This is a genomic window from Roseateles sp. GW821-FHT09G09 (assembly GCF_059415965.1).
Window position 1 is genome coordinate 81,499 of record NZ_JBWKOG010000003.1, and the last position, 18,046, is coordinate 99,544.

General features: G+C 71.2%; 13 protein-coding genes and 1 riboswitch. Of the genes, 4 read left to right on the forward strand and 9 right to left on the reverse strand.

Annotation, left to right across the window (positions count from 1 at the left end; translation table 11 throughout):
- The first annotated feature begins 55 nt into the window (after window positions 1–55).
- Window positions 56–598 (forward strand): hypothetical protein, encoded by a 543-nt coding sequence (locus tag AC07O8_RS08925; protein ID WP_495047686.1) that lies wholly within the window; start codon window positions 56–58, stop codon window positions 596–598.
- On the forward strand, window positions 595–2,643 hold the full coding sequence (locus tag AC07O8_RS08930; protein WP_495047687.1) for an alkaline phosphatase: 2,049 nt from the start codon (window positions 595–597) through the stop codon (window positions 2,641–2,643). The genes AC07O8_RS08925 and AC07O8_RS08930 overlap by 4 nt, the downstream gene beginning before the upstream one ends.
- 241 nt (window positions 2,644–2,884) lie before the next feature.
- Here AC07O8_RS08930 and AC07O8_RS08935 read toward each other — a convergent pair whose 3' ends face one another.
- The 9 genes from AC07O8_RS08935 to thiC all read right to left on the reverse strand — a co-directional run bounded on the left by AC07O8_RS08935 (window position 2,885) and on the right by thiC (window position 14,550).
- Window positions 2,885–4,336 (reverse strand): efflux transporter outer membrane subunit, encoded by a 1,452-nt coding sequence (locus AC07O8_RS08935; RefSeq protein WP_495047688.1) that lies wholly within the window; start codon window positions 4,334–4,336, stop codon window positions 2,885–2,887.
- Entirely contained in the window at window positions 4,333–5,469 is a 1,137-nt protein-coding gene (locus AC07O8_RS08940; protein ID WP_495048120.1) for an HlyD family secretion protein, read from the reverse strand. The genes AC07O8_RS08935 and AC07O8_RS08940 overlap by 4 nt, the downstream gene beginning before the upstream one ends.
- A gap of 158 nt (window positions 5,470–5,627) precedes the next feature.
- Window positions 5,628–7,331 (reverse strand): MFS transporter, encoded by a 1,704-nt coding sequence (locus AC07O8_RS08945; RefSeq protein ID WP_495047689.1) that lies wholly within the window; start codon window positions 7,329–7,331, stop codon window positions 5,628–5,630.
- A gap of 116 nt (window positions 7,332–7,447) precedes the next feature.
- On the reverse strand, window positions 7,448–8,455 hold the full coding sequence (locus AC07O8_RS08950) for an acyltransferase family protein (protein WP_495047690.1): 1,008 nt from the start codon (window positions 8,453–8,455) through the stop codon (window positions 7,448–7,450).
- 208 nt (window positions 8,456–8,663) lie between these two features.
- On the reverse strand, window positions 8,664–10,379 hold the full coding sequence (locus AC07O8_RS08955) for a bifunctional hydroxymethylpyrimidine kinase/phosphomethylpyrimidine kinase (RefSeq protein WP_495047691.1): 1,716 nt from the start codon (window positions 10,377–10,379) through the stop codon (window positions 8,664–8,666).
- On the reverse strand, window positions 10,376–11,212 hold the full coding sequence (locus tag AC07O8_RS08960; RefSeq protein WP_495047692.1) for a thiazole synthase: 837 nt from the start codon (window positions 11,210–11,212) through the stop codon (window positions 10,376–10,378). The genes AC07O8_RS08955 and AC07O8_RS08960 overlap by 4 nt, the downstream gene beginning before the upstream one ends.
- A 1-nt stretch (window position 11,213) precedes the next feature.
- Window positions 11,214–11,432, reverse strand: a complete 219-nt coding sequence (gene thiS, locus AC07O8_RS08965) for a sulfur carrier protein ThiS (protein WP_495047693.1) — start codon at window positions 11,430–11,432, stop codon at window positions 11,214–11,216.
- Window positions 11,429–12,604, reverse strand: coding sequence for an FAD-dependent oxidoreductase (locus AC07O8_RS08970; protein WP_495047694.1), 1,176 nt, complete (start codon window positions 12,602–12,604; stop codon window positions 11,429–11,431). The genes thiS and AC07O8_RS08970 overlap by 4 nt, the downstream gene beginning before the upstream one ends.
- Before the next feature lie 5 nt (window positions 12,605–12,609).
- On the reverse strand, window positions 12,610–14,550 hold the full coding sequence (thiC, locus tag AC07O8_RS08975; RefSeq protein ID WP_495047695.1) for a phosphomethylpyrimidine synthase ThiC: 1,941 nt from the start codon (window positions 14,548–14,550) through the stop codon (window positions 12,610–12,612).
- A 150-nt stretch (window positions 14,551–14,700) separates the two neighbouring features.
- A riboswitch (TPP riboswitch) is annotated at window positions 14,701–14,837 on the reverse strand.
- A 246-nt stretch (window positions 14,838–15,083) separates the two neighbouring features.
- On the opposite strand from thiC, the gene AC07O8_RS08980 reads away from it, so the two are divergent.
- On the forward strand, window positions 15,084–15,944 hold the full coding sequence (locus tag AC07O8_RS08980) for an energy transducer TonB (protein WP_495047696.1): 861 nt from the start codon (window positions 15,084–15,086) through the stop codon (window positions 15,942–15,944).
- Between the two features lie 155 nt (window positions 15,945–16,099).
- On the forward strand, window positions 16,100–17,977 hold the full coding sequence (locus AC07O8_RS08985; protein ID WP_495047697.1) for a hypothetical protein: 1,878 nt from the start codon (window positions 16,100–16,102) through the stop codon (window positions 17,975–17,977).
- Window positions 17,978–18,046 lie beyond the last annotated feature (69 nt).

The following is an 18,046-nucleotide window of genomic DNA, read 5'->3' on the forward strand; positions in this document are numbered from 1 at the left end:
AAGAAAAACGGAGCGTCACGGAACCGTCATGCGGGACCGAAAGAATCGCGTCCCTATGTGCGACCCACTCACCACAGGTATGCGGCTTGCCCGCGGTGCCGCCCGCTCGATCGCCGCGCTCTGCGCCGCGGTCGTCCTTCTTCCACTCGCCGAATCCGGGGCACACGCCGCGCCCGCCTCGTCCGAGGCGGCCGCCGATCTGAAGTTCTCCCAGTTCTTCAAGTCGCCGATCGGTCCGGCCGGCCTGGAACTGTCCGATGCGCTGCGTGCCTCCGACGGCCGCCCGGTGCGTCTGGTCGGCTACATGGTCGCGCAGGAGCAGGCCAAAGCCGGCCGCTTCTGGCTCACGCCGCGCCCGGTGCGCATGAGCGAACACGCCGACGGCGAGGCTGATGACCTGCCCGCGGGCACCGTCACCGTTCTGCTCGATCCGGCCCAGCGTGATCGCCTCGTCGCCCATCGCCACGGCCTGGTGACGCTCACCGGCACGCTGTCGATCGGGCGGGTCGAGGACGAGACCGGCCGCGTGTCCTGGATCCGCCTGCAACTGCCCGCCGACGCCCTTTCCGATTCCCCCGACTCGAACGCCCAACGATGAAACATCTGCCTTCCCTGCTCGCCGGCGCCTGCGCGTTGCTGGCCCTGGGCGCCGCCCAGGCCGCCCCCACCGTCACCCGTCTGACGCCGCCGAGCGAGCGTTTCTCCAGCGGCCAGCCGGAGCCGGTCATCGCGCGCTTCCTGCCCGGTCAGCGCTTCGACCTGCAGGCGACGATCAAGCCGGATGCCGGTCAGCGCATCACGGCCGCGCGTTTCGTGATCGACGGCAAGCCGGTCGACGCGACGGTCGCGCTGCGCGATTGCGCCACCGGCTGCGTGAAGGGCCTGAGCGCCGAGACCGCGATCGCCACGATCCGCGCGGTGAGCCTGGAGAAGGCCGGCCGCCACGAGTTCAGCGTCGAGGCCACGCAGTCCGACGGCCAGAAGGTCGCCGCCACCGGCAACTTCGACGTCGTGCCGTTCACCGCGGCGATGGGCCCGAAGGTCAAGAACATCATCATCCTGCTGGGCGACGGCATGGGCGCGGCGCAGCGCACCGCGGCCCGCATCGTCAAGGGCGGCTACGCGCAGGGCAAGGTCATCCACCCGCTGGCGATGGACACCTTCCCGGCGACGGGCATGGTCAAGACGGCGTCGCTGAACTCGGTGGTGACGGACTCGTCGCCGGGCATGACGTCCTATGTCTCGGGCAACAAGAACAACAACAATGAAGAAGGCGTGTTCCCCGACGACACGATCGAGCCCTTCGACAACCCGCGCATCGAATACCTGTCGGAGTACCTGCATCGCACGCAGGGCAAGGCGCTGGGCATCGTGACGACGGCGGACGTGTTCGACGCGACGCCGGCCGGCAACGCGGTCCACACGAGCAACCGCGGCGCGGGCACCGGCATCGTGGACCAGTTCTTCGACGACCGCTCGCGCACCGGCCTGACGGTGCTGCTGGGCGGCGGCCGCAAGTGGTTCCTGCCGGCGGGCACGGCGGGTTCGGAACGCGCCGACGGCAACGACTACGCGTTTTCGGCCACCGATCCGCACACGTCGGAGATCGTCAAGCGCTGGGGCGCCGCGCCGGGCGCGAAGGACAAGGGCCGCGACCTGATCCAGGAGTTCCAGGGCGCCGGCTACCGCTACGCGCCGACGAAGACCGAGCTCGAGGCCGCCACGGCGGGCGCGGGCGCCGACAAGATGCTGGGCCTGTTCGCGTTCTCCAACATGAACGTGGCGCTGGACAAGATCGACGGCCGCCGTGGCGCGAAGAAGGGCCTCGCGGGTGGCAGCGTGGTCGACGACTACGGCTTCCCCGACCAGCCGATGCTCGACGAGATGGCCAAGGCCGCGATCGCGACGCTGAAGAAGCAGTCCAAGGGTTTCGTGCTGATGATCGAGGGCGCCTCGATCGACAAGCAGGCGCACAACATGGACAGCGAGCGCTGGATGCTGGACACGATCGAGTTCGACCGGGCGGTGCAGGTCGCGCAGGACTTCGCGCGCGAGAACGGCGACACGCTGGTCATCGTGACGGCGGACCACGAGTGCTCCGGCGCGGCGCTGATCGGCGGCTCGATGCTGACCGACCAGGCGCTGCTGGACGCGGCGACGAAGAAGGGCGCGGCCAACCTGCGCGACAAGGTCGTCGGTGTGTACGAGAAGGCGGGCTTCCCGCGTTACCGCATCGCCGCGGACGGTTATCCGGAAGCGACCGACATCGACTACCGCCTGCTGGTGGGCTACGGCGCGAATGCGGACCGCTACGAAGACTGGCGCACGAACGCGACGCCGCTGCGCGATTCGCAGCAGCCGATGGCCAAGTCCGAGCCGCTGAAGTGGTACCCGGCCAACGCCGCCGAACGCGACGACGCGACGGGTGAATTCCTGGTCACGGGCCAGGTGCCCGGCGAGCAGGCGGTGCACACGGCGACGGACGTCCCGTTGTCGGCCTTCGGTCCGGGCGCGCTGGCGTTCACCGGCGTCATCGACAACACGGATGTGTTCTTCAAGCTCGCGCAGGCGGCAGTGAAGGGCGCGACGGCCCCGGCCGATGCGACCGGCGCGAAGCGGCCGGCGAAGGTGGCGAAGAAGTAAATCTCATTGCTTCGCAATGACTTCGATCGAGGGGCCTTCGGGTCCCTCGTCGTTTGTGCAACACCCTCCATTCTTTTGGAGAGTCTGTCGGACCTTGCCTGCAGAATGCGTCTTGCCCTTGTGGCCTTTCTGATCTTCCAGCCCTACCGGGACCCATCTGGAAAACTGCCCTCGTGGCCTTCGGAAGCCCAGTCGTACGGACTGGGCTTCTATCGTTTGAGGCACTCGGATCGAGCGGCGATCACGGCGACCGCCAGCCTCCACCCAGCGCCCGCACCAGCGCCAGCCGGTTCTCCAACTCGCTCTGCCGGATGCGGATCAGGTCGTTGTCCTGCGCGAAGAGATTGCGCTGCGCGTCGAGTTCCTCGAGGTACCCGGCGTAGCCCGCCTCGTAGCGGTCATGCGCGTACTGCAACGAGCGCGCCAGCACGTCGCGGCGCTCCTGCGAGAAGCGGCGCTGGCGGTCGAGACGTTCAATGCCGGCCAGCGCGTTCTCGACTTCGGTGATGGCCGCCAATACCCGCCCGCGGTAGGCATACGCCGCCTGGTCGCGCTGCGCGGTGGCGACGTCGAACTGGGCCTGCAATCGGCCCGCGTCGAACAGCGGCGCGAGCACGCTGCCGCCGATGCTCCAGACCCGGATCGGGTCGTAGTCGAGCGCCGACACGTAGAGCCGCCCCGCCGACGCACTGAACTGGATCTGCGGCATGAAGGCCGCCCGGCGCGAGGCCAGCGTCGCGTCGCTGGCGGCCAGCGTCAGCGCGGCCTGCGCGAGGTCGGGACGCCGCTCCAGCAGCGCCGAGGGCAGGACCACGGGCGGCAGCGGCAGATCGAGTTCCTCGAAGCGCCGACCGCGTGGCATGTCGCCCGGCGACTGGCCAGTGAGTTGCGCGAGCGCATTCTCCTGGCGCCGGATCGCGAGCTCCAATTGGGGCACCTGCTGCGCGACCGATGCGTACTCGGCCTGCGCCTGCGTGAGCTGCAACTGGGAGATGTAGCCGATGCGCGCCTGGTCCTGCGCGAGCCGCAAGGCCTCGGCGCGTGAGTCGAGGGTGCGTTTGGACAGCGCCAACTGCGACTCCAACGCGAGCAGCCCGATGTAGGACTGCGTGGTGGTCGCGGCCACGCTGAGCGCGGCACCGTCACGATCAGCCTGGCTCGCGGCGACGCGCAGGCGTGCCGCCCGCGTCAGCGCGCCGAGGCGGTCCCACAGGTCGAGCTCCCATGACGCCGACAGTCCCGGCTGGACGACGTGCGACTCGGAGATCCCCGTGGCCTGCAGCGTCCGCGAGCCCTGGGCGGCAAGCGTCGCATTGAGCTGCGGACCTTCGGCGGCGCGGCTCGCGGACAGCGACGCGCGCGCTTCATCCAGCCGCGAACCGGCCAGCAGCACGTCGTTGTTGTGCGCGAGGGCGCGCTCGACCAGCTCATCGAGCGCTGCGTCGCCGAAGTCGCGCCACCACTGCGCGCGAAGTTCAGCGACAGCCGCCGATGCCGATGCCGATGCCGACGCCGACGTCGCGGACGAGGGCGGCAGCGCCGATGCGGTCGATCCGCTCGACACGGGCTGCTCGCGCCACGCGATCGGCGGTTCGATGCGCGAGGACTCGGGCGGCGCGCGCAGCGCGGGAGCGCAGCCGGCGATGAGCGCCGTGGCCAGCCATGCTCCCGACCGCGCCGCGATGCGTTTCATCGCGAGGCTCCGGCTGCCGGCGCCGACGCGGAGGTCTCCACCGTCACCACGACCGACATCCCCGGCCGCAGCCGGTCCGCGCCGGGCTGGTTGGGATCCAGCGCGATGCGCACCGGCAGCCGCTGCACGACCTTCGTGAAATTGCCGGTCGCGTTGTCGGCCTTGAGCACGGCGAACTCCGAGCCCGTCGCCGGTGCGATCTGCTGCACGCGGCCACTGAAGCGCACGCCCTTGAGCGCATCGGCGCGGAAGCTCGCCGGCTGGCCGATCTGCATGCGGCCCGTCTGCGTCTCCTTGAAGTTGGCGACCAGCCACAGCTGCTGCGGCACGAGGAACAGCAGCTGCGAGCCCGCGCTGACGTACTGCCCTAGCCGCACCGAGACCTCGCTGACCTGCCCGTCGGCCGGCGCGCGGATCACCGTGTTGGAGAGGTTGATGCGCGCGGTCGCGAGTTGCGCCTCCGCCGCCTGCACCTGCGCGTTCAGCCCGCCGCGACCGACGCGGGTCGCCTTGATGCGTTCCTCGCCGATGCGGATGTCGGCGCGCGCCTTGTCGACGTTGGCGCTCGCCAGGCGGTTGCTCGCGCGGACGCGGTCGCGCTCGTTCAGCGACACCGAGCCGCGCCCCGCCAGGTCCTCGACCCGGGCCAGCTCCGCCGTGGAGCGCGCGAGCTCGCCTTCGGCAGACGCCAGGGTCGCGCGCGCCGCCGCCAGCGTCGCCTGGTTCTGCGCCTGCGTCTGATCGACGTTGTCGAACTGGGAACCCGCGTTCGCGCGTTGCGCCTCGGCCTGTGCCACGGCGGCGGCATACAGCCGATCGTCGATGCGCACCAGCGGCTGACCCGCCTTCACCTGCTCGAAATCCTTGACCAGCACCTCCACGACGTAGCCGTTGACCTGCGGCGACAGCACCGTGACCGCGCCGCGCAGGTAGGCGTTGTCGGTGGTCTCGTTGCTGGCATCGAAGGGCCCCAGCTCCCACGCGCGCATCACCAGCGTCACGCCGACCAGCGCGACGATGGCCATCATGACGATCGCCGTCGTGGAGGCCTTCAGGTACTTCGGTGCGGGTGCTGGCGGGGCTGGCGTCGGTGTCGGCGCAGGTGGCGGGACGGGCGGCGGCGAAGGCGGCAAAGGCGGGGATGCCGGCGGCGACCCCGATGGCGACTCCGACGGCGCTGCCGGTGCCGGTGGCATCCGGCCGGCGCCTTCGCCGTCGGCCGGCAACGGCAGGTTCGCGCCCGCCGTGCTCGCGGCGGACGGGGCCAGGTCGGGGGGAGTCGGCGCGTGGCTCATGGTCGTGCGGGCGGCGGCTGGGCCGTCGAGGTCGGCAAGGAGGAAGGGGGCGGGGCGGCGCGGCGTTCGGCCAGCCGCTTCGTCAGCGCGGTGCGGCCCAGCAGCGCGAGCAGCCACAGCAGGAAGGCGACCGCCGTGACCGCGCTGAACATGAACACGTCGTTGTAGGCGCGGACGTTGGACTCGCGCCGCGCGACGGCGGCGAGCTGGGCCGCGCCCTGCGCCGAGCGCAGCACCGGATCGCCGACGACCGCGCCCAGCGCCGCCGACTGCTGCGCCAGGCGGGTCGCGACCATCGGGTCGGTGCGGTCCATCGTCGCGACCAGCGAGGCGGAGAACTCGTGCTCCCGCACCAGCTGGTAGGTGTTCAGCACGGCCGATCCGACGAGACCGCCCATCGTCTGCGTGATCGAGAACATCACCGAGAAGGTGACCATGTACGCCGGTCCGTTCTTCAGCGCCTGGCCGATGCCGATCAGCATCAGCGGCCCCATGAACATGCCCGCGCCGATCGACAGCAGGAACTGGCTGACGTAGAAATCCTGCGGCCGGTCGAGGCTGGTGCGGTGGTGGTCCATCAGGCCGGCGATCGCGAACAGCACGATGGACAGGAGGATCTGCGGCACCAGCGTCTTCGGCGTGAAGCTGATCGAGCAGGCGAGGATGCCGATCACCATCCCCGCCAGGATGACCGCGAACAGCGGCTGGAACTGGTCCGGCCCCATGCCCTGGGCGCGCAGGAAGCCGACGGCGCCCACCGACTGTTCGGCGGTGAGGAAGCGCAGGATGACGCCGCCGATGACGAAACGCAGCGTCGCGCCGTTGGCGAACCAGCGCGTCTGGATCAGCGGGTTGGCGCGGTGGTGCTCGACGGACACCGCCGCGACGATGAGCAGCAGCGCGGCGATCAGCAGCCAGCCGAGCCAGCGGGTGTCGAACCACCAGTGCAGGTAGCCCTGGACCAGCACCGCGCAGACCATGCCGACGGCCGGCGCCATCAGCGCGAAGGTCAGGAAGTCCAGCGGCTCGAAGACCTTGATCTGCACGCCGGGCGGCAGTTTGAGCACGACGACGGCGGCGAAGCTGCACAGCGCGAGCCCGGCCTCGAACAGGTAGAGGTTGTGCCAGGTGCCGCCGCCCTGGTCGAGCAGCGCGGGCGACACCACCCAGGCCAGCGGCGCGGCCAGCTGGCCGATGCCCACGCCGATGACCATCATCTTGCCGGTGTGGGTGCGGGGCATGCTCTGCAGCATGTAGAGCAGGCACAGCGTGGAGCAGGCCGCGCCGGCCAAGCCGCTGGCGGCGCGCACGATCAGCGTCGTGGCGAAGCTGCCGACGAAGAGGTGCAGCAGCGTGAGCACCGCGTAGACGCCCAGGCCGATCTCGGCGAACCAGCGCATGCCGAACTGCTGCCGGCACTTGAAGACCAGCAGGTTGGCGGTGACGTTGACCATCACGTAGGCGGCGGAGATCCACGCGCCCTCGGACGGCGTCAGCCCGAGCTGCCCCTGCAGGACGGGCAGGTTGGCCGAGACCAGGCCGTTGCCCAGCGCCCCGGTGAGGCCGACCAGGATCGCCACCAGCGCGTAGGCGACGCGCCGCCATGGCGGATGCCAGGGCATGGACGGCGAGCCCGGCATGCTGGGCTTCTCGTGCTCCTGCCAGTCGGGGACGGGGGCGAGGTACTGGGGCGTGGCCACGGCGGATCGCTGCTCCTGGTCCACGCAGGATGGGCCCGCGCGGGCATGGCTGGGGTCAGGAGTTGCACCGATGGCCGCCGGGACGGCAGGCGGTCAGCGGGTGCGGGATCCGGCCATTATTCAGCCGCCGTGGGGCGCGGGGACTCCCGGATGGGGGAGGGCGCCGACGCCGCGCCTTGCGGCCGCTCGCCGATCATCCATCGTCCCCAGGACCAGCGGCCGAGCGCGGCGGTCAGCGCGATCGAGCCGATCAGCCCGACGACCAGCCCCGCCATGAAGAGCGCCGGCAAGTCCGCGATGCCGGCCGACTTCAGCACGATCCGCGACGCCGCGGTGAAGACGGGGTGGAACAGGTAGATGCCGAAGGACCAGGCGCCGATGAAGGCGAGCCAGCGGACGGCCGGGCCCACTCGCAGCAGCAGCAGGCACGCGCACAGGCTGACGGTCAGGCGTTCGATGCCGGGCGCGTCCGGATTGGGGGCCTGGCTCGCGGCCCAGCCCAGCATCAGGACGAGGGGCAGGAGCACGATGGCGACGGCCAGCCGGGGGTTGGTCGTCATCGCCGGGAAGCGTCGCGCCGCCACGCCCAGCAGGAAGAAGGGCAACAGGAAGGTCGCCCCGTTCAGGCCGAAGTGCACCGGCAGCGGCGCCCACACGTGCAGCAGCATGGCCGTGAGGAAGACGGCGAGGAAGCCCTCGGCGCTGTCCAGGACCCGGCTCCGCTCCAGGACGGCGGTGAGCATGAAGATGAGGAAGAGCGATTCCAGGAACCAGTAGTGCGCGACGGGGAGGATGTGCAGCAGGTGCCAGTCGGTGATGCCGCCGTTGGTGCCGCCGCTGGTGCCAGACATCGCGGTCTGCAGGAGTGCGAATCCCGTGCCGATCACCAGCATCGGCACCAGCAGCCGCCGCACCTTGCCCGTCGCGAACGGGCCGATGGCGCCGCGCACCGGCCGCATGGCGTAGACCATGCCGGACAGGAACGAGAACAACGGCATCCGGACCAACGCGAGGAAGTCGTTGATCCGGGCGGCGATGTGGTCGTCCGGCAGGCGCAGACCGGTCTCGCGGTCGCCGCCGATGACGTGGTAGCTCACCAGCAGCAGGCACGCCAATCCGCGCAAGGTGTCGAGTCTTTGCCGACTGTGCAACGGTTTCTCCCTGGGTCGTGACGACGCCGTCTTCGCGCGGAGAAGACGGCGTCAAAAAAACATCGTAGGAGCGTGAAGGCGTTGCGGGTGGCCTCAAGAGAAACGAAGTGCTGCGCGTCGCGCACAGGGGCGACACGGGAGGTGCGCCAACGAGCCATGACTGTGCGGCAGCGAACATCCATCAGTCCGCGATGCGGACCGCGGCGCGCACGAGGCACATCGCCGAGGCCCCCGCCGCCATGCCTGCGCGCCATTGACGCTCCTCCAGCACACCGCCGATGCCCACCACCGGCACGCCTGCCATGCGGGTCCACCAGCGCAGTTGCGCGAGCCCTTGCGGCAGCCAGGGCATGTCCTTGGTCGTCGTCGGCCACAGCGGGCCGCAGGCGACGTAGTCCGGCGCCACGCCGCGGGCGCGGGCCAGCTCCCAGAGGCTGTGGCTCGACAGTCCCAGGCGCACGCCGTGCCGGGCGCGGCGCTGCTGGAGCGACTCGCGGTCCTCGCCGGTCATGCCCGCCCAGTCCTCCTGGCCGAGGTGCAGGGCGCGCGCGCCTTCGTCGAGCGCCAACCGCCAGTGGTCGTTGATCCACAGCGTCGCGGAGCGGCCCGCCATGTCACGCACCGCCTCGCGGATCGCGGCGCGCAGCCTGTCCTCGTCGATCGTCGGTCCGCGCTTGATGCGCAACTGCAGGTGGACGAAGCGGCCGCTGAGCGCGAGCGCCGCGACACGCTCCGGCCGGTCCGTGATCGCATACAGACCCGTCGCGAAGGGCGCGGGGCGGCGCGACGCCGGCCACAGCACCTCGCGCCAGCGCGTCAGCATCGCGCGGTCGGGCGCGGTCTCGTCGGCGAAGCCCATCACGGGCATCGCGCGCGGATCGTCGACGAAGCGCCGGTCCGGGCGCAGCGGTCCCGCGCCTGCGCCGGCCGCGTGGCCGTCGCGCAGCGCGCACCACGTGAGCATCTTGGCGAGGATCACCGCATCCGGCACGGCGAAGCCGCGCGCCAGCGCCGCGGCCGCCGCGGTCGCGAACGTGCAGCCGCTGCCGTGGTGATGCGGCGGCGCGCCGTCGCGGCCGGACAGGCGCGGCAAGGCGATCCATCCGGTCGCCAGCGGACTGTCCAGCCAATCCATCGACAGGCCGTCGACCTGGGCCGGGTCGTCGCCGCCGGTGATGCAGACCGCCTGGGCGCCCATGCCCCGCAGCATCGCGGCCAACTCCGCCACCGGGAACTGGCCTGTCGCCACGCCGAGCAGCCGTTCGGCCTCGCGCCGGTTCGGCGTGATCAGCGCGGCGCGCGGGATCAGTTGGTGGCGATACGCGCCGAGCAGCGCGTCGTCGCAGAACGCCGCGCCGCCCGCGCTCGCGCCGAGCACCGGGTCGACGACCAGCGGCGCCTCGCCGATCTGCGCGAGCAGCGCGTCGACGGTCGCGGCACTCGCCAGCAAGCCGGTCTTGACGACGCGCGGCGGCAGGTCGTGGCGCAGCGCGCTCAGCTGCGCGCGGACCTGGCCCGCGGGCAGCGGGAACACGGCGTTCACCCCGAGCGAATGCTGCGCGGTGACCGCGGTCACGACGGGGCACAGGTGGACGCCCATCGCGGCCGCGGCGCGCGTGTCGGCGCTCAGGCCCGCGCCGCCGCCGCTGTCGGTCCCGGCGACGCTCCAGATGATCGGTGGCGTCGGATCGTCGGTCCACGGCTGAAGCGTCAGGAGGTCCGGATCGACCGACGCCGCCCAAGCCGAGGGCAGGCTGGGATGAGGGACCAGCAGGGACGGCGGCGCCGTGGCGGCGGACTCGCGCCGGTCGTTGCCGTCGCTCCGGTTCCCCCGATCCGGGCGATGTCCTCCGTCGCGCTGATCGTCTCGTTCGATGCGGGTGTCGTGTTCCTTCATGCGTCCCCCAGCAGGAAGGCGTGACCGCCGACCGGCGTGCTCGCGACCGCGAACGCCTGCGGCGCCATCAGGCCGGCGTGGAACGCCCGCCGTCCCGCACGCACCGCGTCGCCGAACGCACCGGCCATCGCCACCGGATCGCCGGCCTGCGCCACCGCGCTGTTCAGCAGCACCGCGTCGAAGCCGAGCTCCATCGCGCGTGCCGCCTGCGACGGCGCGCCCAGGCCCGCGTCGATCACCAGCACCGTGTCGGGCAGGCGCTCGCGCAGCGTGCGAAGCCCGTGCAGGTTCAGCAGGCCCTGGCCCGAGCCGATCGGCGCGCCCCACGGCATCAGCAGCGGACACCCGGCATCCAGCAGTCGCCGGCCGAGGATCAGGTCCTCGGTGCAGTAGGGGAAGACGACGAAGCCTTCGCGCGCGAGTTCTGCCGCAGCCGCGACGAGCTCGAACGGATCGGGCTGCAAGGTGTGGTCGTCGCCGATGACCTCGAGCTTGATCCACACAGTGCCGTAGAGCTCGCGCGCCATGTGGGCGAGCTGCACCGCCTCGCGCGCGCTGCGGCAGCCGGCGGTGTTAGGCAGCAAGCGCGCGCCTTGCTCCCGTCCCGCGGCGAGGGCTTGCGCCAGCGCGCCGTTGTCGCCCGCCTGCAGCGTGCGCTTGAGACCGACGGTCAGCAGTTGCGTGCCGGACGCGCGGATCGCGTCACACAGCGTCGCGGGGCTGGGATAACCAGCGGTGCCGAGGAAGAAGCGGCTGTCGAGCGCGACGCCGTCGATCAGCAACGCGTCGGTGGCGTGCGGTCCGGTGGCCTGCGGAGGGATGGGGATAGTCATGTCAGCCTCCGACGATCGGTTGGAAGAAGAGGACGACGTCGCCGTCGTTGAGCGCCGTGTCGGCGCGCGCGTCGCGGGCGACGAAACGGCCGTTCAGTGCGGTGGCCACGGCGGCCGCCTCGCGCCGTTCGAGTTCGAGCAGCTGGGCCAGCGTCGCGCCGGCGGGCATCGTCACGGCGCGGTCGTCGAGCCGGACGGTGATCGGGGGGAGGGCGGTCATGGGGATTTCTCCAGGAAGGGGACGGAGGTCGGCGCGCGGACAACGGTGCCGCTCGCGCTGGCACCGGCCAGCGCCGCGAGGTCGCCGAGCCCGGCGGCGTCGAGCAGCCGCTCGACCAGCGCGGGCGCGAGCAGCCAGCCATGGCGGTACAGGCCGTTGAGCCGCAGCAGGCCGGGCTCGTGATGGGTGAAGGGCAGGTTGTCCGGCAACGCGGGCCGGAGGTGCCGGTCGAGCCGCACGATGCGCGCCTCCGACAGCGCCGGCAGCACGCTCTGGGCCGCCGCCATCAGCTCGACGGCGGAGCGCAGCGAGACGGGGCTGCGGTCCTCGCTCTCGATCTCGCTGGCGCCGACGACGAGCTCGTCATCGGCGCGCGGCACCAGATAGACGCGATGCCGCGGATGCAGCAGCCGGACCGGACGTCGCAGTCCGTGCCCGGGCAGCGACAGCGTGACGATCTCGCCGCGCACGCCGCGCAGCGGCAGCGGCGGCCGCGCGCCGAGTCCGCGTGCATCGATGGCCCAATCGCCGCGCCAGCGTCCGCCGTCGGCGAAGTGCAGCTCGCCGGGCAACACCTGGTCGACGGCCCGCGCCCACTGCCAGCGCACACCTGCCGCGTCCGCGTCGTCGTGCAGCGCGGCCATCGCGAGCTGCGGCGCGATGAGGCCTTCGCCCGGAAGCAGCCAGCCGCGCAGGCCCGGCGCGAGCATCGGCTCATGGGCGCGCAGCGCCTCGGCATCGAGCGGCTCCGCGCCCGGCATGCGCATCAGCGCACGCTGGGCCGCGCCGAGGTCCGCGCGGTGCGACAGCAGCAGGCTGCCGTCGATCCGCAGCAGGCTGCGGTCGATGCGCGGCGGCACCGGCGACGGGGCCGGGATCGACCTCGCCTTCGACGTCACGTCCGATTTGCGTCGGGACAGCGCGGCGACGATGCCCGGCCACAAGGCGAGCGATCGCCAGCCCAGCGCGGCGATTGCCGCGCCGCCCTGTTCCTGCTCGGCGAGCGGACTCAGCATGCCCGCCGCGCTGAACGCCGCCGCGCCTTGTGCGTCGAACGCAGGCGCGGGACCGGGCGACGCGTCGAAGACCTCGACGCGATGCCCGCTCCGCGCGAGCGTCCACGCGAGCAGCCGCCCGGCGAGCCCCGCTCCGGCGATGGCGATCGCGGCCATCGCGCTCAGGCCTGACGGATCGGGATGTAGAGCTCGCCGCCGCCGGCGAGGAACTCGGCGCTCTTCTCCCGCATGCCCGCGGCGTCCGCCTCCATCTGCGCGCTGTACTCCCGCACGTCCTGCGTGATCTTCATCGAGCAGAACTTCGGGCCGCACATCGAGCAGAAGTGCGCCACCTTCGCGCTGTCCTTGGGCAGCGTCTCGTCGTGGAACTCGCGCGCGGTCTCCGGATCGAGCCCGAGGTTGAACTGGTCTTCCCAGCGGAATTCGAAGCGCGCCTTGGACAGCGCGTCGTCGCGCGCCCGCGCCGCCGGATGGCCCTTGGCGATGTCGGCCGCATGCGCCGCGATCTTGTAGGCCATCAGGCCCTGCTTGACGTCGTCCCGGTCGGGCAGGCCCAGATGCTCCTTGGGCGTCACGTAGCACAGCATCGCGCAGCCGAACCAGCCGATCATCGCGGCGCCGATGCCGCTGGTGATGTGGTCGTAGCCCGGCGCGATGTCCGTCGTCAACGGCCCCAGCGTGTAGAACGGCGCCTCGTCGCAGTGCTTGAGCTGCTCGGTCATGTTGGCCTGGATCATGTGCATCGGCACATGCCCCGGTCCTTCGATCATGGTCTGCACGTCGTGCTTCCACGCGATCTTCGTCAGCTCGCCCAGCGTGCGCAGCTCGGCGAACTGGGCCTCGTCGTTGGCGTCCGCCAGCGAACCCGGCCGCAGCCCGTCGCCCAGCGAGAAGCTGACGTCGTAGGCCTTCATGATTTCGCAGATCTCCTCGAAGTGCGTGTACAGGAAGTTCTCGCGGTGATGCGCGATGCACCACTTCGCCAGGATCGAGCCGCCGCGCGACACGATGCCGGTGCGGCGCTTGACCGTCATCGGCACGAAGGGCAGCCGCACGCCGGCGTGGATGGTGAAGTAGTCGACGCCCTGTTCGGCCTGCTCCACCAGCGTGTCGCGGAAGAGCGCCCAGCTCAAATCCTCGGCCACGCCGCCGACCTTCTCCAGCGCCTGGTAGATCGGCACGGTGCCGATGGGCACGGGGCTGTTGCGCAGGATCCAGTCCCGCGTCGTGTGGATGTTGCGGCCGGTGGACAGGTCCATCACCGTGTCCGCGCCCCAGCGCGTCGCCCACACCAGCTTCTCGACCTCCTCCTCGATGCCCGAGCTCACGGCGGAATTGCCGATGTTGGCGTTGACCTTCACCAGGAAGTTGCGGCCGATGGCCATCGGCTCGACTTCCGGATGGTTGATGTTGGCCGGGATGATGGCGCGGCCGCGGGCGATCTCGTCGCGGACGAACTCCGGCGTGATGATCCCGGGGATCTGCGCGCCCAGGCTCTGGCCGCGCAGGCGCTGCTCGCGCTCGGCGTCGGACAGGTACTCGTGCATCCAGGCGCGGCGGCCGTTCTCGCGGATCGCGACGTACTCCATCTCGGCGGTGACGATGCCGCGGCGCGCGTAGTGCATCTGCGTCACGTTGGCGCCGGACTTCGCGCGGCGCGGCGGGCGCGTCAGCGCGGCGCTCTGCGCGCGCAGCGCGTCCTGCTGCGCGGCCTCGCGCAGGCCGTCGTCGAAGAGCTGGATCGGCCGTCCGGTGTAGGACTCGGTGTCGCCGCGCGACTCGACCCACGCGGCACGCGTCGCCGGCAGGCCGCGGCGCACGTCGGTGGCGACCGCGGGGTCGGTGTACGGGCCGGAGGTGTCGTAGACCGCGAGGCGTTCGCCGTTGGTCAGCGCGATCTCTCGCAGCGGCACGCGCAGCTGCGGATGCAGCACGCCGGACTCATGCGTCTTGGTCGACGCGGGAAGCGGCGCGCGGCTGGCGGCGAGGCGCTCATGGAAGGCGGCGGCCGCCGGGGGCAGGTCTTGCCGCGGGGCAGGTGTCGAGGCAGGTGTCGAGGGAGGTGTCGAATCGGGCGTCGAGGCGGGCGTCAAGTCAGGCATCAGGGGTCTCCGGTTGGGCGCCGGAGGCTGGACTGACGAGGACGTTCGGACGTTCGGAACCGACCCCTTCCTGGGCAGGGCGCACGGGCGCGGTGCGGGACCGCTGGGCGTCGGTGCGGGCCTGGGGGGCTCGCGATTCGCCAAGGTGCGCCTGGAAGGGCGGGCTCTTCTTACGCCGGTACGAACCGGATCAAGTTCAGCGGGTCCACGGCTTCATCGCCATGTCTCAGCCCGTGCCGGCGATGCGCGAAATGCGTCGTCGACCCAGGGCTCCCCGGAGCAGGCGCGCAGTATAGGCCGCGCAACAGGCGGGGCGCGCAGGACGTGAATTCCTCGACGCAACCGCGATGTCAAGGACCATCGGCGGTACTGTTACATCCTGATTCCGGGGAAACACCGAGGGGCCGTCACCACGGTGACTTCTTACACTGCGGCGCTCATGCCGGGGCGCGAAGAAACCGATTTCAATAGCAGCAGACAAGACCGGCGTTGTCTCCAAAAGAGAGCAACCAGCGCAACGAGAGGGTGGAGTGATGAGCAGTCGTAGTCTCCTGAGCGTCCCGCGCCGCGGTCTGGCGGTGTGCCAGGTCTTGACCTTGTCCCTGGTCGCGATCGCCGCGCAGGCGCAGACCGCGCCGGCGGCGGCCACGTCCGCCGCGGCGGTCGATCCCAAGGCCGCGCCGATGAGCGATGTCGACCGCGCCAAGCGCGACGCCGACAAGGTGTTCCAGTGGATCAAGTTCCACGCCGAGAAGGGCGAGAAGAAGCCGGCGCACGAGGCCAAGGCCGAGGCGCCCAAGCCCGTCGCCAAGCCGGTGGTCGCGGCCGCGCCGGCGGCGCGTCGGCAGGAGCTCGATCCTGCCGCCGAGCGCGCGCTCGCCGCCCGCAATGCCGCGCAGGACGCGGCGCCCGTCGTCGCCACCGCGTCGCCCGCGCCGGCGTCCATCGGTCAGCCGGCCGCGACGTCGGGCGGACAGACCATCGCCCAGACCGCCAGCCAGACCGCCAGCCAGACCATCGCCCCGCCGACCTCGGTGCCGCAGCCGATGTCGGAGACCCCCTCGCCGCAGGTCGTGGCCATGGCCGCGCCGTCGACCGCCGCGCCCGCCGGCAAGGTTCCCGAACCCGAGCCCGATGACGAGCCCGCGCCGCTGAAGCTGCTGCACAAGGTCGACCCCGAGTACCCGCGCGCCCTGCTGGCACAACAGCGCGCCGGATCGGTGCTGGTGCAGTTCACCGTCCGTCCGGATGGCGGCGTCGATGCGCCGCAGGCGCTGCGCTCGCCGGACCGCAAGCTCAGCGCGGCCGCGATCAACGCGGTCAAGCAGTGGCGCTTCGGACCGATCCCGGCGGCGCGCCAGGTCAGCGTGGAGATCGGCTTCCAGGTCGATTGACAAAGACGGCGTCGAAGACGTGAACCGGGAGGTGGGCTGCCGCGCACACACCCTCCCTGTTCCTGCTACTTCGGGTGTTCGCCATGTATCCCTCCATCGCTTCGTCGTCCCCTTCCTCAGGGGCCGATTGGTCGTGCACGTCGACCGAACCGCCGATGTCCTTGATCGAGCCATCGTCGACGCCTCCACGACCGGTGGTCGATCAAGCCCGCCACCAGACCCGCTTCTTCCAGGAAGCGCTGCAGACGCCGGAGGCGTTCGCGCGCAGCGACGATTACCCCCTGGCGCGCAAGGAGCTGTTTTGCCTGTTCCAGCGGCTGAGGGCGCTGCTGCCCGAGTCCGGCCAGGACAGGGATGTCGCCGAGGGCATCCGGGATCACGCGCAGGCCTGGCTGGGCGATGCGCATCGATTCGACGCGACCCGGGCTCAGATGTTCGGTGTGGGCAAGCACATGATGATCAGTGTGTGCGATCAGCTGGCGCTCGACCGCTCTCCTGAGGCGCAGGCCGTGGCGTGCCAACACCTGCGCCGCGGGTTCTGCGGCAAGACCTTGGATGCCAACGCCGTCACGGCGCTCGCCTTTGCCCATGCCGCGCTGCTCCAGCGGCGCTTCCCGATCATGGCATCGCCGCGCGCCGCAGACGCTGGCGCCGCGGCCGCGGCCGCGGCGGCTGCAGGGGGCGCTCCCCCGATCGCCGCCCCGCCGCGGGCAGCGGCAGCTGCAGCGGCTGTCGCAGGTCCCGCGTCGCAGGCCAAGGAGGTGCCCGCGCTGCCGAAGGCGGGCAACCCGTTGCACGCGGCCATCCTGCAGCACATCGGGCCGGACGGACTGCGGCATCGCTGCGAGCGCCTGGCCGACAGCATTGATCGGCTGATCGACGCGGTCCCCGAGAAACACCAGGTGCTGCGGGACCGGCTGACCGCGTGGCGCGACCGTTGCGCGGCGCCGGGCCCCGATTTCAACGACGCACACGCGCGCATGCTGAACGGCGGTCACCGGGTGTTGACGAAGCTTCATGACGAACTGAATCGGATCGACCTGAAGCAGCGCGATGCCGTCGCCCAGGAGCCGATCTTCAAGCGGCTGGAGGCGGCGATCCCGACGTCCGGTTGGGCGGACGCCATGGGCGTCCGCCGGCTTGCGCGCGCGCTGACCACGGCCGAGTCGGTCCGCTGCGGCAGGGACAATCCCGCATTGGACGAGCGCAAGCAGCGTTTCGGGGCTTGGGCCGCCGGGCTGCAGAAGGCTGGGATCCTGACGGCCGACGAGGTCCATCACGGCCTGGAAAGCCTGGGGCTGTACGAACCCGAGATCACGGGCGGTCTCGGTCTTCCGATGGAGGACTGCCAGTCGAATGCGGCCTTGCGAGCCTGCCTCGGCGCCGTCCCCGGTGAGACCGGGGCGGACCTGCTGGCCGACGTCCGGAACGCGGATCTCGCGAAGACCTTGCACAGGCTGCGCCAGCGCTGCAACGACCTGGTGGTGGACGAGGCGGACCTCGCCGCACTGGGCGCGTTCGAGCAGGCGTGGTTGTGCCGGACGCCGTCAGGGGGGCAGGAAGATCCGGTGGGAAACCTGCGCGAGTTCGGCACGGCCAGGCTGAAGGCCATCCTTGAACGCTGGGATCAGTCGGGCGGCAATCGGTCGGCCATGCGCACGACGCTGAAGCGTCTGTTGACGGACCTGGCGACGACCGACGATCCCGCCGCCCTGATCCTGCGCAATGCCCGCTATGACGTGCCGTTCCGATCGTTGCCGGCGGCGCAGGAGGCCGTGCTCGACGACGCGCGTCGTGCGGTCATCGACGACGCGATCAGGACCTCGGCGAAGAAACTGGACGCTGGCATCACGGAGCCGCTCATCCGGGAGAACTGCCGATACGTGCAAGGCCGGCTGGGTATCCGGCCCGCCGCGGGCGACAGCCACGTGCCGGTCAACCGCGGCCTGATCGACACCAGCGCGGCGGCCCTCGCGGCCTTGAACGAACGGACCCGCGAGGCGTCGGGTCGCTACCTGGAGAAGCTGGGCTGAGCACCCGCGCGCGTCGGGGCCCCCGCAGCGTTGAACGAGTGCCACGTGCAGCGTTGAGGGGGGCCCGGC

Excerpts from the sequence above, each read along its gene's own strand:
- AC07O8_RS08925 (WP_495047686.1), top strand. The coding sequence starts at position 56 with ATGTGCGACCCACTCACCACAGGTATGCGGCTTGCCCGCGGTGCCGCC.
- AC07O8_RS08930 (WP_495047687.1), top strand. The coding sequence starts at position 595 with ATGAAACATCTGCCTTCCCTGCTCGCCGGCGCCTGCGCGTTGCTGGCC.
- AC07O8_RS08935 (WP_495047688.1), bottom strand. The coding sequence starts at position 4,336 with ATGAAACGCATCGCGGCGCGGTCGGGAGCATGGCTGGCCACGGCGCTC.
- AC07O8_RS08955 (WP_495047691.1), bottom strand. The coding sequence starts at position 10,379 with ATGAAGGAACACGACACCCGCATCGAACGAGACGATCAGCGCGACGGA.
- AC07O8_RS08960 (WP_495047692.1), bottom strand. The coding sequence starts at position 11,212 with ATGACTATCCCCATCCCTCCGCAGGCCACCGGACCGCACGCCACCGAC.
- thiS (WP_495047693.1), bottom strand. The coding sequence starts at position 11,432 with ATGACCGCCCTCCCCCCGATCACCGTCCGGCTCGACGACCGCGCCGTG.
- AC07O8_RS08970 (WP_495047694.1), bottom strand. The coding sequence starts at position 12,604 with ATGGCCGCGATCGCCATCGCCGGAGCGGGGCTCGCCGGGCGGCTGCTC.
- thiC (WP_495047695.1), bottom strand. The coding sequence starts at position 14,550 with ATGCCTGACTTGACGCCCGCCTCGACGCCCGATTCGACACCTCCCTCG.
- AC07O8_RS08980 (WP_495047696.1), top strand. The coding sequence starts at position 15,084 with ATGAGCAGTCGTAGTCTCCTGAGCGTCCCGCGCCGCGGTCTGGCGGTG.
- AC07O8_RS08985 (WP_495047697.1), top strand. The coding sequence starts at position 16,100 with ATGTCCTTGATCGAGCCATCGTCGACGCCTCCACGACCGGTGGTCGAT.